Source organism: Peribacillus sp. TH16 (assembly GCF_016651095.1).
Classification (GTDB): Bacteria; Bacillota; Bacilli; order Bacillales; family DSM-1321; genus Peribacillus; species Peribacillus butanolivorans.
Genome location: NZ_JAEKEM010000003.1, coordinates 343062 through 359513, shown reverse-complemented (window position 1 = coordinate 359513; position 16452 = coordinate 343062). Strand labels below are relative to the sequence as shown.

The 16452-nt window shown below is 38.0% G+C and carries 12 protein-coding genes and 1 pseudogene; 10 read left to right on the top strand and 3 right to left on the bottom strand.

Annotated elements, in window-relative coordinates:
- The first annotated feature begins 72 nt into the window (after positions 1–72).
- Together JFV29_RS13015 and JFV29_RS13010 are read left to right on the top strand one after the other, a co-directional pair.
- On the top strand, positions 73–1167 hold the full coding sequence (locus tag JFV29_RS13015; RefSeq protein WP_201184206.1) for a zinc-dependent alcohol dehydrogenase: 1095 nt from the start codon (positions 73–75) through the stop codon (positions 1165–1167).
- A gap of 439 nt (positions 1168–1606) precedes the next feature.
- Positions 1607–2986: a hypothetical protein gene (locus tag JFV29_RS13010; RefSeq protein WP_201184203.1), complete on the top strand. Its 1380-nt coding sequence runs from the start codon at positions 1607–1609 to the stop codon at positions 2984–2986.
- Positions 2987–3885: 899 nt separating this feature from the next.
- Here the strand turns inward: JFV29_RS13010 and JFV29_RS13005 are convergent.
- On the bottom strand, positions 3886–4044 hold the full coding sequence (locus JFV29_RS13005) for a hypothetical protein (protein ID WP_201184200.1): 159 nt from the start codon (positions 4042–4044) through the stop codon (positions 3886–3888).
- A 557-nt stretch (positions 4045–4601) separates the two neighbouring features.
- Here JFV29_RS13005 and JFV29_RS13000 point away from each other — a divergent pair.
- Positions 4602–5495 carry a LysR family transcriptional regulator gene (locus JFV29_RS13000; RefSeq protein ID WP_201184195.1) on the top strand — a complete coding sequence of 298 codons (894 nt, stop codon included), beginning with the start codon at positions 4602–4604 and terminating at the stop codon, positions 5493–5495.
- A gap of 1229 nt (positions 5496–6724) precedes the next feature.
- Here JFV29_RS13000 and JFV29_RS12995 read toward each other — a convergent pair.
- Entirely contained in the window at positions 6725–6916 is a 192-nt protein-coding gene (locus JFV29_RS12995) for a hypothetical protein (RefSeq protein WP_201249295.1), read from the bottom strand.
- A 384-nt stretch (positions 6917–7300) separates the two neighbouring features.
- Here JFV29_RS12995 and JFV29_RS12990 point away from each other — a divergent pair, with 384 nt between their 5' ends.
- Complete coding sequence (locus JFV29_RS12990) at positions 7301–8293, top strand: ABC transporter substrate-binding protein (protein ID WP_201184191.1); 993 nt, start codon at positions 7301–7303, stop codon at positions 8291–8293.
- A gap of 19 nt (positions 8294–8312) precedes the next feature.
- Positions 8313–9404: a zinc-dependent alcohol dehydrogenase gene (locus tag JFV29_RS12985; protein WP_242485224.1), complete on the top strand. Its 1092-nt coding sequence runs from the start codon at positions 8313–8315 to the stop codon at positions 9402–9404.
- A gap of 267 nt (positions 9405–9671) precedes the next feature.
- Here JFV29_RS12985 and JFV29_RS31675 read toward each other — a convergent pair.
- A pseudogene (locus JFV29_RS31675) lies at positions 9672–9855 on the bottom strand (4Fe-4S domain-containing protein).
- A 517-nt stretch (positions 9856–10372) separates the two neighbouring features.
- On the opposite strand from JFV29_RS31675, the gene JFV29_RS12980 reads away from it, so the two are divergent.
- The 5 genes from JFV29_RS12980 to JFV29_RS12960 all read left to right on the top strand — a co-directional run bounded on the left by JFV29_RS12980 (position 10373) and on the right by JFV29_RS12960 (position 15734).
- On the top strand, positions 10373–11140 hold the full coding sequence (locus JFV29_RS12980; RefSeq protein WP_201184188.1) for an IclR family transcriptional regulator: 768 nt from the start codon (positions 10373–10375) through the stop codon (positions 11138–11140).
- A gap of 486 nt (positions 11141–11626) precedes the next feature.
- On the top strand, positions 11627–12643 hold the full coding sequence (locus JFV29_RS12975; RefSeq protein WP_201184184.1) for an ABC transporter substrate-binding protein: 1017 nt from the start codon (positions 11627–11629) through the stop codon (positions 12641–12643).
- Between the two features lie 39 nt (positions 12644–12682).
- Complete coding sequence (locus JFV29_RS12970) at positions 12683–13498, top strand: ABC transporter ATP-binding protein (RefSeq protein ID WP_201184181.1); 816 nt, start codon at positions 12683–12685, stop codon at positions 13496–13498.
- A complete protein-coding gene (locus tag JFV29_RS12965; RefSeq protein ID WP_201184179.1) occupies positions 13498–14304 on the top strand; it encodes an ABC transporter permease in 807 nt (268 codons plus the stop codon). Before JFV29_RS12970 ends, JFV29_RS12965 begins: the two co-directional genes overlap by 1 nt.
- Positions 14305–14459: 155 nt before the next feature.
- The gene (locus JFV29_RS12960) at positions 14460–15734 is read left to right on the top strand and encodes a Rieske 2Fe-2S domain-containing protein (RefSeq protein ID WP_201184177.1); all 1275 of its coding nucleotides are present in this window, start codon (positions 14460–14462) and stop codon (positions 15732–15734) included.
- The last annotated feature ends 718 nt before the right edge of the window (positions 15735–16452 follow it).

Here is a 16452-nt window from a genome sequence, read left to right as displayed (position 1 = left end):
AGTTACTTTACTCCACATCTCTGTAGAGTGAAGTAAGAAGTGGCAACCATTACTTTTATTGAGGTGGACTTTATGGAAAAAAAAGTATTAGCAGCGGTAGCAACCGATACAAAACATACAGAAATCCAAGAAATTCTTTTACCGGATATCGAGATAGATACAGGTATTTTAAAGGTGGAGATTGTTGGTGTCTGTGGAACCGATGTTTCTTATTACAATAATTTAAAAGAACCAATGATTTTAGGTCATCATGTAGTGGGTCATATACACAGAATTGGTGATTTGGCCTCTAAACGCTGGGGAGTTAAAGAAGGCGATCGTATTGTCATGGAAGAGTATATCCCTTGTGGTCAGTGTGAGCTATGTCGGACAGGTTTATATCGCTTATGTTCCAACACGAATCCAAGAGTTAATGGAATAAGGTATGGTGCTACTCCAATTGCTATTGAACCATCGCTTTATGGTGGTTTCAGTCAATATATGTACCTACATCCTAATGCAGTAATCCACAAAATTCCTTCACATGTTCCGGCTATTGAGGCAGCATTAACATTGCCTTTATCTAACGGATTTGAATGGATGAGGATTGTAGGAGGAGTAGGTCCTGGTGATGTAGTTGTTATTCAAGGTCCAGGTCAACAAGGGCTTGCATGTGCTTTAGCGGCAAAAGCAGCTGGAGCTGAAATGGTAATTATTACTGGAAGAAATAGTAGTGCTGAACGCTTGAAGTTGGCATTAGAATTAGGCGCTGACTATTCGGTTAATGTTAGTTCAGAGGACCTAATTGAAAAGGTTTCTGAAATTACTTATGGGAAAATGGCTGACTTAGTTATTGATGTAACTAGCGGAGGAACTGATCCTGTTGTCTCTTCATTAGAAGTTGCTAAAACGGGAGGCACGGTTCTATTAGGAGCTTTGAAAAACCAACGTTACAACGAATTTGATCTGGATATAATTTACAACAAAACTTTAACTATTAAAGGGGTTCGCGGACATAGTTATAAGTCGGTACAGATGGCGGTAGAATTCATCTCTTCCGGAAAATTCCCTCTTGCTATCATGAACTCCCATAATTATAAATTAATCGAAACTGACCTGGCTTTAAGAACCGCTGCAGGAGAGTTAGACTCTTCTCGGTTATTAGTGACCGTCTCTCCATGGATGTAAATAATAAACAACAGGAAAAGCTCCTTTAGACAAAGGAGCTTTTCTAGTAATTACATTGTTCAATTAAGTAAGGGGAATCGTTAGCGTATAAAAATTAATAGATTTTTTAATATATATGGCAATACGTACGCTGGCTCTGATGTAAATCTCGAATGTTTAAAAATATGAACGAAAATATAGCTTAAATTCCAGACGTTTTAGATATGTTCTACAATGAAAGTATACCCTAAACAGATGCATGTATTAGTCAATGTTTATTTAGATTTTGCTATCTGAATTTTGCACCAGAATCAATGGATGGCTTGCCTAAGTTAAAGGAAAAAGGGCGGTGTAATGATTCTGACCTTGTCGAAAACTCAGCCCAAAGAAATAAAAGACTGGAAAATTTAATAGAAAGGTTACTAGGGAAGTCGGTGATTTCCCTTTGTAGGATAACTGGATGAAAATACAAGGCTTCTCGATTTATGGAAAACGTATTATTTTAACACTTGCTGTAGTTCTATTTCTTGTCTTTCAACTGGTTCCATTTAAAGGATTAGGTTTTATATTGTCAATTGTTTCTATATTTGCTATTGTATTCTCTCTCCTATCATGTAATTTTTTTACCCGAGTGATGTCTATTATATTTTTGACTTTTGGGACGTTAATGGTTGGAAGTAAAGGAATTAGTTTTTTATCCTACGTGAAGCTTTATGGAGACATGCTTTATTTACTCTCCCTCTTTGCAATCGTTCCTTTATTGTCTATACCGATACAAGCAGGCGGGTACAGAGAGGTTTTTAAACAGTTATTTCAGGGGAGGATCCATTCATCTTCTCACTTATACCGAACGATAACGGGTTTATCATACTTTCTAGGCTGTTTTTTAAATATGGCGGCTGTTCCGATCACACATGCCAGTGTGAAAAGTACAGTGGATGCATGGCCTATTAAAAAGCCTGAACGCTTTCTGGCCAGCAGTATTATTCAGGGATTTTCTTTGCCTATTATGTGGACACCTTTATCCGGCATTTTGGGCGTGGTACTTTATGTAACGAAGGTGGAGTGGCTGAATATTTTTCCTGCACTATTATGCATCAGCTTAGTTACACTCGGGTTTAATTGGCTTATTTTCACTTTGGTGGAACGTGTCAAACAATCCGGTGTTGATCAAAAAGAGGTTGCAGCGGTTGAAGCCTCTCCTCTTTTCTACCGTAAGATGTGTCAAATTGTCCTTGCGATTGTCTTACTTTTATTTTTAATTGTTAGCGTAGATGCTATTTTTTCATTTGGCTTAGTGGTGAGCGTTACCCTTTTAACCTTGCCTTTCGCATGGATATGGTGCCTTTTACTAAGAAAAAGTACCGATTATTGGCCGGGTGTAAAACACCACTTTACTCACAAAATAGTGGATATGAGTGAATCGTTTTCAATCTTTCTAAGTGCTGGTTTTTTTGTGCAGGCTCTTCACTACTCAGGAAATGACCTTTTGGTGAACCAGCTGTTTGTTCAATACGATAAAATAGTGGGTGTTCATCTATTTTTGATCACTCTCCCGTTTCTTACATTGCTTTTCTCGTTTATAGGGATGCATCCAATTGTTGTTGTAAATTTGTTGGCCCAATCATTAAAACCAGATGTTCTTGGCATAACACCGGAACAGATAGCGGTGGCTTTTTTGGGCGGTGCTGTTTTGACATTTTACTTGGGACCGTTTAGTGGGACGCTCGGCCTTATGTCATCCATCATTAATGTGCGGCCGATGCGCATCGCCGGATGGAGTCTGTTGTATGCGGCTGCCTTTTCACTTGTTTTAACTATTTCTGTTTTTTTAATTTAGTCTTACAATCGCGAAGCACATTACTTAAGGGGTATGGAAAATGAGAAAGATGACGTTTAAACGGCTGGATAGTTTAAGTTTAATGTGTGTATTTTAGGTTAATCACCAGTGAAGGTAATTAACTTGCTAATACAACCTCCAGTCAAGAAAAATCATCTGCAGAGTAAAAAATGTACTGCACTTTTACTCTGGATAATGAAACAGGATTTGCCTGGTCGGTTCCGATGCAATAAAAACTATCAAACTTGGACCTGTAGAATCATATAAATCTGACAGTAGTTTCGCGGCAGAACCGTTTTTATCATGAAAGATTACTATAAAATGTTCAATTACAAATAAAAGGAAAATGGACGCATTTATTAGGTTACGTCCGTTTAGATGTGTTATTTGATTTTTTTACGAGAACCCTACTTCTCAATATTCTAGTTTATTTAATGGAACTGAGGAATCTATACAGGCATGGGAAATGGTTAAGTGGCTGATTTATATGGTTATATAGTTCTATTATGTTAAATTTTATAGTCTCTGGTATGAATGGAATTTAATTTCGCACATTCTAATTAGTAAATTAATTTATAAAATGTAAGGGGAGATTTTATATGATGTTGAATAAGGATCTGGAATTGACTAATAGTATCCATAACTAGAGTAAAAATGTATTATATTGCTGAAATTTAAGGAATATCTTTTTTCAGAAGTATTAGAAATTAGTTGTTTATTAGACAAGGAAATTCTCTCTTTACAATAATATTTTAACGATCCTTCGAAAGAAGTTCCCTTTCTCAAGCGTGTGAAGGGACGTAGCCAAACAGTAGGGAGGGTCATTCACTAAAGGTATCTTAGTAGAAATATTATGTGAGTGACAATCCTCTTGACTAGTGTTGAAAGGATACAAATAATCATAACTCCATCTCTACCATCGGTTTTCCATGAAGAATATGATTTTCTGGAACCAACTCTTCTAAATCCGATGGTAGAAATAGTTGGTCCTTATAATAATCAATAAACATGAAAATTGATCCTTTTGTAGGTGTTTGGAGGTATTTACCTTCTAACATAAGAGCGATTTCCTTATATATATTTCATAAAAGAAGGGAAGGTCTTACCTATTAGTTTACCCTTATTACTTTTAAACAAGCCAGTGACAACACAGAAAATAGTAAGAACTGGTATACAAGGATATAACTATTGGCTTCTAGAATCAAGAAAATAAACGAGGGTGCCCCAAGACGATTTCGGGAAAGTTAAGAGAAATATAATAATTATAGCTACACCTAGAAACTTCTGCTAATAGGTTAAACAAAATGTTCTTCTGAATCTTCATTTTGTGCTTGTCCTGTATTTTGACTACAGGAAGACAAATGGATAACGCTTACAAATACCACTAAGTAAAAATTTTTTATCATACTTATCCTCCTATTTTTTATATTTTTCACCATGCCTTTCTCACACAATTTAAACCTTTATTAACTCTAACATTTATTTTTCAGTACCTTTAACCTATTTTTGCATTATTCTCAATTTAAATAAAATTTAAATTAGTAGTTTTGTGTGTTATGTATTAAGATTATTAATAGGTTAGTGTTATTAGCAAATAAGGAGAGAAAAAACAACTATGGAATTAAAGAACATTGAAGCATTCCTAATGGTAGTAGAAAAAGGTAGTTTTTCAGCTGCAGCAGATGCTCTATATATTAGTCAACCTACTATCAGTGTTCGTATTCAACAACTTGAGAAGGAGCTCAATAGTACGTTATTTGAAAGAGTAAATGGCAAGAAAACAACATTGACCCATTCCGGTAAAAAGGTTTATCCCTATTTTCATGAGGTCCTTCACCTCATTGAGAAATCACAAAATATCGTTAAAGAGGAACCTCTACATCATCAAAAAATTAAAATATCTTGTACAGATCATATGGGTGTAGAAATAATGCCAGAAATATTGAAAATTTTATATGACTGCTTTCCTAGCTTAGAATTTCCAATAGAAATTAGATCGACGGAGCAACTCGCTGAAGATATTAGCGCTGGTAAAATTGATATTGGATTTGCTTACCATCATACGAAAGAGAACCATCCAGATCTTTCGGTAATTAAGATAGCTAATGAACAAAATATTCTTGTTTGTGCACCTGACCATTCTCTTACAAAGCTAGATAAAATTGTACCGTCAGATTTGGAGAACGAACGTATTATTGTGTACAATCGTGAGTTTGTTACCACTAAGATCATAGGTGAATTTCTAGAGAAAAATCGTTTGAAAGATTATAAAGAAGTAGAAATTAATAATGTGGGATGGTTAAAAATGATGGTTCGTAAAGGATTGGGAGTTGCCTTTTTACAAGAGATTATTGTAAAAGAAGAAATAAAGAATGGAAAACTTTATAAAGTTCCTCTTAGTAAATCTCTCCCACCAACCCCAATATACTTATTCTTACATTCTGAATTACCTCAAAATATTAAAAAAGCAATTATACAAACCTCTAAAGGAATTTTTTCGCAGCTATAAAAACCTTTACGAAATCTGATTTCTTAAGTTAAAACGAAAACAAATGCAATTGTCTGAAAAAAAACACAATTTTAAATAAAGTGTTTCATTAGTACTATTAATATTCAATTTTTGACTATATCCCTATCGGACTTATATTGAGGAGACTGTTCAAAAAACAAATCCAATGTGGAAATAGTGACATATGGTGTGCCAAATATATTGGGTTGGGTTGCGAAGGAGAAACGAAGCGATTGCCTGGGCTTGATAATGAGAGCCGGATGGGCTGGGAGGCTCATGTTTGGTTCTGAGTGAAAACTTCTTAAAAGAAAAACTTATTCTTCAATATCTATTGTGACACTTTTATCACTTATTCAAGCACCTTGTAAATTTCCTTGGATTCTATCGTTGTTTCCAATACTTAGAAAAAAAGCGATATGAAAGTAGATAATAAAAGCCAGAACAGTAAATTACTATTCATTGGATCTAACCTTATGTCGATTTCCCGAGAGAACACGTAGACTCTTTTGGGTTTGTGCATCTCCGTCGTTTTCTTTAAACCTGTACCCAATCAAGCGGTAATTATATTTTGAAACAACAGGTCATTGCAATCAAAATTTCATCCGACAAAAGAGTCCATTAAAGAGTCTGTTAGGTTTCTAGCAGAAATAGCGCAGATGCTTCAAAACGTCCTCAGAGATTAGGAATTCATTAAACTATATGTCGAAAAAGAAAATCAGTTATAGATATTTTAAAGTTCTTGAGGGTTCTTCGAAAGTGTGGACTTCTATTATTCTATTACACAAAGACGATATGTCCTACTTAATATAGATTGCTTTAAAAGTGTAAGTGAATAATTATCATATGTACCATTAAATTATAAATATTTCCATGAAAAAAGGCGTCATCCACCAAATAAAAAGGGAGGGCGCCTTTTTATTATTATTTATGTGCATTTTCTAAGTTGATCAAACTGTTTACAGTGTTTTCATGGTAATTAGCTGGTGGACAGGTACATAGATTAAAAGGGAAGTAAGAGCAGGGCAGGATTCATTTTGCTCCGACGTTTCGGTAGATAAGCTTGGTTTGTCTCGTTCCATAGTACATTGTCATACCAAAATTTTTTCGATATTCAGTTGGCGGAGCACTCAGGGCAGAGGAAACTTGTGTCCATCTTTTATACCCTTTGGTGAGGCGGCCAATTTGATAAGGCAGAAATCCGCCACCATGTCCGATCAGGATTTTTACATCTACATATCAAGCAGGTTGCTTAACAAGATATCAGCAGCACAGACGGTTGTTTCCCATGGTACACCAATTAAGTTTGGCAGCATTCCCCGTTTTAGGCGTGGGTCTTCGGAAAATAGCGGGTGAATGAATAGAATTACATTTTGTGCGTTTGCTTCTTCCCAAAAGGGTGTGAATTCTTCATCTATGAGCATTATTTTGTTGATACCAGAGTCGATAACTAAGCTCCTTAGCTGCCTGAGCAGGTTCATTTAAAGATACAGATACAATCGCAAGTGCCAAAAGCCTATATTTGTCAGTCTAGCAAGGCCGGCCCAATTACAGGTTACTAGATTAGCAGATTATATGTATTTATGACTATCGAAACTAAATCTCTCAATGTCATCTGTTGATGCTATTCATCCAGGATATGGATTTCTTGCTGAAAAATGCTTAGTTAGCACAAAGTAGAGGAAGACAAAATAGATATTCTCTTAAAAAAAATCAAAACTGTGCCGCATAGAAGAATTCATTGTTTCGATTAGAAAAAATCCGGGTCATAATAATGCTATAAACAGGGAAGAGAAAGGATGAAATATATGTCGAAATTAAATTTAAGTTTTGCGTGTTGGGATTATGACCGAATTCAACCGTTAACTAATGGAACTGTCCAGGCAAAAGGTATTGATTTAAACTGGCTGAATATGCCGGTTGAAGAAACGTTTTGGAGAATGATGCGTCACCAGGAATTTGATATATCCGAATTATCGCTATCCTCTTATTTAATTGCAAAAGACCGAGGTTATCCTAACTTCACCGCTATCCCTGTATTTATGTCTCGTTTTTTTCGCCATTCCGGTATTTATATTAATAAGCATTCTGGTATTGAAGAAGCAGCCGATTTAAGTGGGAAACATGTTGGAATTCCTGAATACCAGCTGACGGCCTGCCTTTGGATTCGCGGTATTTTACATCATGATTATGGTGTGCATCCATCTGAAATGAAATGGTATACAGGAGGACAGGAAGCGCCGGGGCGTGTTGAAAAAATCAAACTCATGTTGCCACCAGATATTAACATACAACCAATAAATGACGAACAAACCTTAAATCAAATGCTTGAATCTGGAGAGATCGATGCACTGATCGCTCCAAGGGCACCTTCTTGTTTTTTAAATGGTTCGCCTCATGTACAGCGATTGTTTCCAGACTATGGATCTGTCGAAAAAGATTACTACGAACGAACAGGCATTTTTCCGATCATGCATGTCGTTGCAATTAAAGATGAAATTTTGGAAGAGCATCCATGGGTCGCAGCCAATCTTTATCAGGCTTTTGTTGAAGCCAAGCAAAAAGTATATGACGGTTTTAACCAAACGGCGGCCTTAAAGGTCACTTTGCCATGGTTTGTTTCGGAATGGGAAAATACCCGTCAATTAATGGGAGAAGATTTCTGGCCGTATGGGCTGGAGAATAATCGAAAAACATTGGAGGCGGCTGTAACGTATTCGTATGAGCAAGGAATGATTAAAAATCGTTTAAACGTGGAGGAATTGTTTGCCCAATCAACGTTGGAAGCATACACACTTTAAAACAAGAGGAGGGGTTGAATTGGGCCAAAAAGTTTTGTCAGCAGTCGCAGTTGGTGAAAGTAAAACGGAGCTGCAGGTGTTTGAAATGCCCGAGTTATCTCCTGAAGAAGGCATTTTGCGGGTGGAAATTGTTGGCGTCTGCGGGACGGATGTTTCGTATTACCGGAAAAGCCAAGAGCCTAGAATTTTAGGTCACCATATTGTAGGTCATGTTGAAAAAATTGGTGAAAATGCGGCAAAGAAGTGGGGAGTGAAAGAGGGAGATCGAGTCGCTCTTGAAGAGTACATTCCTTGCGGGCAATGTGAACATTGCCGGACGGGGAAATACCGTGCCTGTTTATTTACTGATCCACGTGCAGGCGGAATCCGCTATGGTGCAACGCCGGACTCGTTGAAGCCTTCTTTATGGGGAGGATTTAGCCAATATATGTACCTCCATCCCAATTCGGTCGTGCATCGAATGGCTGATCATGTCCCTGCGGAGGAAGCGGCTTTAACGCTTCCGTTAGCAAATGGTTTTGAATGGATGATCATCGAAGGAAAAGCACAGCCAGGTAAAGTTATCGTAATACAGGGTCCTGGGCAGCAGGGCTTAGCATGTGCTCTGGCAGCCAAAGCAGCCGGAGCAGAAGTCATTGTCACTGGCCGAACGACAAGTCTGCGTCGCTTAGAATTGGCAAAAGAACTGGGTGTCGATTATATTATCAATATTCAGACTGAAGATCTCCAAACCCGTATACATGAAATTACGAATGGCAAAATGGCGGATATCGTTTTAGATGTGACTTCCGGCGGAATGACTCCCATAACGTCTTCTTTAGAGATAGTAAATAAAGGCGGCATGGTTATTTTGGGAGCTTATAAATATCAGGAAATTCCAAACTTTAATACGGATTTAATTATACAAAAAACGCTCACTGTAAAAGGCGTCCGGGGGCACAGTTACCAATCGGTAAAAATGGCGACAGAGTTTATCGCATCCCAAACGTTTCCGCTAAATAAGATGCACTCGCATAATTATGGATTGCATCAAGTTGATGAGGCATTGAAAACGGCAGGAGGAGAAGGTGAACCATCTCCGCTTTTGGTTACCGTATCCCCTTGGTCTTAATAAAGATTAGAGAATCATAGTGAAAAAGCACCCTTTATTAACTTAGTAAAACTAAGTTAATAAGGGTGTTTTTAATCGACTTCCCTTATTCTTTGGGGCAGTGGGCAGGTTGGCAGGGGTTTCAGCGATTTTCCTCTTCCCTCTAGTGAAAAAGAAGATGAACTAACGAAAAAAACAACTTAAAATGTACAAAAAAAATCGACCTGTTCTGGATGAACTGGGCACTGGCCGTTTTCTTCGTTAACTGATTTTCATGTCTTCCGTAAACTATGAATCTGCTATTCTAATCGACTCTGTTGGCATCCTTCAAAAGCTTCGTCCAAGTCATCAAGTAAAATTCTTCGATACTTCCGCTGTACCATCATTTTCATCCAAAATCATATAAGCGATGCCCTCAAACACAGTAAAAGAAAAAATCCGGTGCAGCCGCTCCGCATGCAACAAAAACGATACAGGTGTCTTGATCACCCTGTGAACTTTGTCAGATTAAAGATCTCCTTAAATCTGTAATAACTTCTTTTAAAACTTGTACTTTGTCTTTTTGGTTTTCCATTAAGCTTGTGCTATTATGTGTTCGCACTTTAGCTGATAGTTCAGTTATAAACTTCTTTTGCATGCTTACTGCAGGAGCCGCGCTGCTTCGCCAAATCCAGTCGTAATCAATTTTATTTTTCCTTCATACGTGCAAATGTCTCCCACGGCTTAAATGCCTTCCATATTAATCGTTACCATATTGGAGTTAACTTCTCTCCTACCACACATCCTTCTATTAGCTATTGAAGAATCCCCGTACAAAATGTTCCCCTATCTATTACTTACTGATAAATAATTTGAATAATCAAATATATTAAAAGGAACTAGTTTTGAGGTCTGTTGTGCCCTTAGGGAATTTCTGTTAAATTTGAATTGTTCTTAATTATAATATATTTTTTTCAGAGCAACTATATTCCGATTTTGGAGGGGTTTTTATGTCAGTAAAAACAGAACGGCTATCTTCCGTTCATAATGCTATTCGTATTTTACAAACATTTTCATTATTAGAACCTGAGTTGGGCATAAGCGAGTTGAGTGTACGCCTCGGATTGGCGAAAAGCACAGTCTATCGATTGATGAACACGTTAAACGAATCTAAATTGGTTGCTCAAAATAAAGAGACACAAAAATACTATCTAGGTATTGCGGCTTTTGAACTTGGATTCACGGTTTATCATTCGATGGAACTTAGAAGAATTGCACTCCCGATTTTGGATAAGCTTTCGATTTCACTGCGAAAAGTCGTCAGGCTTGCGGTATACGATAATGGCGGCGTTGTCTATATATGTAAGCGTGTACACAGCGAGGATAATGGAACAATTTCAAAAATTGGAGATAGGGCTCCAAGTCATTGCACGGCGATAGGAAAAATGTTATTAGCCTATCAAAACGAACAAGAGGTTGATAGTGTATTAAAGAGGGATTTAAGTGTGCATACAAGCAAAACCATCACCTCTCCCATACAATTAAAACAAGATATTATTGAAAGCAAACATAAAGGATATGCCATAACAAGAGAAGAGCTGCGAGAAGGTATTTCTTCTGTTGCGGTACCGGTCTACAATGATTTTGGAAAAATGATTGCATCCATCAGTGTAACAGGGCCGAAATATTATTTTGAACCTGACCAAGTTGAGCAATACGTAAAAGAAATGGGAACTTGCAGCCGTTTGATCACAGAAAGGTTAGGGATGGGTTATTAAGAACATTTTACCGTCAAAAAAGTGTATGCTCATTTCCTAATGGGTGGCTGATGCCACTCATTTTTATTTTTGATAATTTCGTTAGATCCATGTGAAGAATGGAAAAAAACATAAAAATCTGTTCTGTATATAAGAACGAGATTATTGTTGTTGAAAACGTTTGTGAGAAAATCAATATATAAATTTGAAAATACCAAAAAGGAGTGTGTAATGATGATATTAGGCGTTTAGAAAGATTTTGAAGCACCCGTATACACCTAGTTATTCAATTGAAATATTCATTTTTTCTTGGTGTTGCGTATAAAAGAATGCAGTTGTTCACATTTCAACGATTTGTGATAAAGTAAATTTTACCAATACGATTTTCCAGTTTAATTGAAGGGATTTTAAAATTGAATGTTGCAATGATTAAATAACAAAAAACTGTAACCGTTTACTTGTTCAATTGAATCTGTCATCCATAGGTACAGAGAGGGGAATTATGTTATGAATAGATTTTCAAATAGAGCGTGTATGAGTCTAGTGGCTTTTTTTCTTCTGGTTGTTACAGTTTTAAGCGGGTGCAACAATCCCAACAATGCTGAATCTCAAAACGAAGCAAAAGGAGTTTCCGTCGAGAACAAAGGAGCAACGATCCAAATGGGTCTTCCTTCTTCAAATGCCAGTTATCTTCCGTTATTTGTGGCTGATAAAAAAGGATTTTTTCAGGATCGCAATTTGAAAGTTGAATTTACAAAAGTACAGGGCGGGGTGACAGCGATTCGCGGCTTGCAGACGAATGATTTTCAAGTCATCTCAAGTTTGCCTGAATCAGTGATTACCGGCGTTGCGCAAGGTGCTGACGTTAAAATGATTGGAACGCTGGATGATCAGTCGATGTACAGTATATACACTACACAAGATATTAACAGCCCTGAGGATTTACGAGGTGAAGTAGTCGCAACAAACCGAACAGGAAATGGAACGGATATTCAACTACGCTGGTGGCTTAAAAAAAATGGCTTGGATCCTGACAAAGATGTTCGCATTATTGAAGCAGGAGAAAATTCAACACGCCTTCAATCATTAATAACGGGTCAGGCGAAACTAACAATTTTAAGTCAGCCAACGGATTTAAAAGCGGAAACTTCAGGAATGAAAAAGTTGGCTGTGATGCGTGATGAATTGAAAACGTATAATCATAATATGCTGATGGCGAATGGGGATTTCTTGAAAAAGCAACCAGAAGTGGCAAAAGCGTTTGTTGAAGCAATAGGAGAAGGAACGGAGTACGCGAAAAACCCCGATAATCGTGAAGAAATGGTTCAGCTGATAATAGATGAACTTCAAATGGAAAAACAAGATGCAGAAAAATCGTTTGATTTTGTACTCCCTGCATTAGCAGATAAAGCAAAAATCAACCGTGAGGGTGTTCAATGGGCCATCGACACAACAAAGGAAACCGGCATGTTAAAAGAAGATATATCAACGGATCAATTAATTTATGACGCTTCTCCCAAGTAATTCTTGAATAACATTTTAGATGATCGAGGTGATTTTTTCATGAAGAATATAATAGTCAAAACCAAAACACCCATTCTGCAATTTCAATCCCTGAGCGTCATTTATAACGAAGGGGAGCCAAATCAAGTTCATGCATTGAAAGATGTTTCTGGAGAAATCCATGAGGGTGAGTTTATTTCAATCATCGGTCCTAGTGGCTGTGGGAAAAGTACTTTGCTTCATACGCTGGATGGCTTGCTCAAACCAACATCAGGAACGATATTTGTGAACGGTTCTCCAGTGCATGGTCCGGACGGTGACCGGGCGATGGTCTTTCAAGATTTCGCCTTAATGCCATGGCAAACTGTTTATCAAAATGTCGCATTCGGATTAAGGTTAGCCGGGAAGAAAGGTCATGAAACCCGTGACCAGGTTATGCACTATATTAAGCTTGTCGGTCTGGATGGATTTGAACAAAAATATCCGCATCAGCTTTCAGGCGGGATGAAGCAGAGGGTTGGAATTGCCCGTGGTTTTGCAGTAGAACCAAAAGTATTGCTAATGGATGAACCATTTTCAGCGATAGATGAACAAACAAGAGAGATTATGCAGGAAGAAGTTTTAAAGATCATGCTTCATGAAAAGAAGACTGTGATTTTTATTACTCACTCAATTGATGAAGCTGTCTTTTTATCTAGCCGCATTTTCTTAATGTCAGTCAGGCCGGGGAAAATTGTGGAAGAAGTAAAGATTGATATACCATATCCGAGAACATTGGAAACAAAATCATTACCTGAATACCAAGAATACAAGAAGATTATTTGGGACCACCTTAAAGGAGAAGTTAGACGACAATACCGGAAGGGGGAAGCGTAATGGAAAGGGTAGATGCAACGATCAATGTTCCTTCATCTTCTCTGAAAAAGACAAAAAAAATTCCTCAAAGTGTTTCTTACCCTGTCGGAATATTGGCCATCCTATTATTTGTTTGGGAGCTGTGTGGGCGTTTGAACTTGATTGACCCATTTATGTTTAGCTGGCCAAGCAAAATTTTCGTTGAAGCTAAGGATTTTTTCTCTACTGGAGAGATATTTAAACATCTGGCGGTTAGCGGAATGGAAGTTGGATTTGGATTTGCGATGTCGTTGATCGGCATTCCAATCGGTTTAATGATGGGTTACTGGAAAAAACTAGAATTAGCCTTTGATCCATATGTCACAGCCCTTTACACAACACCGATGATCGCATTAACACCATTGTTTGTACTATGGTTTGGTTTGGAAACGTTATCAAAAGTAATGATGGTGTTTGCTTTATCCATATTCCCTATCTTGATTAATACGATGGCGGGCGTCAAAATGACCGATGTATCATTAATAAAAGCTGCCCGTTCCTATGGAGCGAGCGAGCGTCAAATGTTTAAAGAAGTTATTTTCCCTTCTGCGATTCCATTTATTATAACGGGTATTCGATTAGGAATAGGCCGAGCCTTAATTGCTGTTGTCGTTGCTGAGATGCTGGCTGGAAATATCGGGATTGGTTATGCAATTAGACATGCTTCTGAGCTTTTCCAAACGGCTGAATATTTAGCTTATGTGGTTGTTCTGATGATACTATCTGTTTTATTGACGGAATTATTAAAGATCTTTGAAAAGAAATTGGCACCTTGGCGGGATCGTTAAGTTGTTGAGGCAGTGCAGAGCACTGTCTCTTTTTTATTAAAAAAACCTTTCATAATGTTCCACATAAAAGAACCGTTTATGTAGACAGTTAAACTGGCGTTTTATAATAAAGTTATGCAAATAACTGTTTAGAAATGAAAGAAGGGGTGGGAGTTATGTTAAAGAAAGAAGATAATGAAAAGCTTTGTCAAACGGGTTCAGGAACACCAATGGGAGAGGTTTTCAGGCGATACTGGATTCCGGCGTTGTTAACAGAAGAAGTCCCAGAAAAAGACTGTCCGCCTGTAAAAGTAAAATTGCTGGGTGAAGAGCTTGTGGCTTTCCGTGATTCAGATGGAAAAGTAGCCATTTTAGATGCATACTGTCCTCACCGACGGGCCCATTTGTTTTGGGGGCGTAACGAGGAGTGCGGACTTAGATGTGTTTACCACGGATGGAAATTTGATAAGGACGGAAAATGCGTAGATATGCCAAATGAGCCGGAGGAAAGCAGATTTAAGCATAAAGTTCAATTGTCGGCCTACCCGACATGGGAGAAATCAGGTATTGTCTGGACGTATATGGGGCCAAAAGAAAAACATCCGGAAACGCCGGATTACGAATGGTTGCGTGCACCTTTGACTCATTTTCAGGTATCCAAAACTTACGAGGGCTGCAACTGGCTTCAAGGACTTGAAGGAGGAATTGATACCTCTCATTCATCATTTGCCCACAACAATAATATTCAAGACAAAAGCTCAATGAGAAGCCGTGCAACCAATCCAAAGCTGGAAATGGATAAAACGGATTACGGATTCAAGTATGTGGGAATCCGAGATTTAAAAGAAGACGGAAATTACATTCGTGCCTATCAATTTATCATGCCTGCCCAGCAAATGCGCGGGCAAATGATGAAATGGCATGATGGAAGTCGTGAAGATTACCCAACGATTAGAGGTCATATATGGGTGCCGATTGACGATGAAAGCGTGTGGGTATGGAACTTTAAATACACGAGTGAGCCAACAATCCCATTAGATCCTGAGTTTTCCCAGCAACAAGAAATTCTTTTTGGGCGGGGACCGGATGATATGTTGGATGGCTACCGCTTATTACGAAATCCATCCAATGACTTCTTGATCGACCGGGAACTTCAGCGCACCAAAACGTTTACAGGGATTGCAGGCATTAACACGCAGGATTATGCACTTCAAGAAACGATGGAAAAGCCATTTCCGGACCGTACAAAGGAGCGTTTAGGAACAGCTGACTTGGCGATTATAGCTGCCCGGCAAATGTTACTGGAGGCCACCAGAGATATAGAAGCGGGGCGACAACCAAAAGGTGTTGATCCAGTATCATATCGCCATGCACGAGCTTGTGACCAATTCCTCCCAAAAGGGGTGGACTGGCGAGAAGGTCTAAAAGAAGATATGTACGCGAAATATTAAAAAGAATGATAAGTTGTAAAGGTTAGATTGGCAATTCTTACAATATAAGAAATTTCTTCCTTTAGAAATGGAGGCAGGAATTTCTTCTTATGAGGAGACGGAATCGTAGGATTACCTCCTGAACGACTCCGCCTTTTTATTGGAAGCAAATAAGGGGTACTATCTATCAGGAAAATAATTTGAATGTTAAATTCAGGTATGTACAAAGAGGGTTATTGAACGAAGAGGATTACAAACGAAAGACTTCCATTTTATCTCATCCCTAAGTCGTTTAATACAGGTGTGGCTTAAGAGGCTAATGTAAGATCATTGGAACTTTACAATTATTCTATGATTTCAATTTATATTGTGAAGATAAAAAAAGCTCAGTAATTTAAGGGAAAGATTGCGATTGATGTAGTCACTCAAAACGGATACAATATTCCGAATTGAATATTGGGTGCAGAAGCAAGGATTAGGAATAAAGACGTAAGAATCATCTTGTAGGAGATAATGCAGATCGGCTGCAGGCACGCAAGGCCAGGCAGCAGTTACACCGAATGACTTAGTAGCTGACGGGTTAGGTCTACAATTTTTTAAGTGAGATGAACTGTGGGAATGGAGACGTATTTGAAAAATGTCGAGTTAGATCTGTTGGAAGACGAAAGATTTCATGCTGAATAATAATGGTTTAGCGTGAAATAGTCTTAGCAAAAACCATTGCGTAAGTGGAGATGCA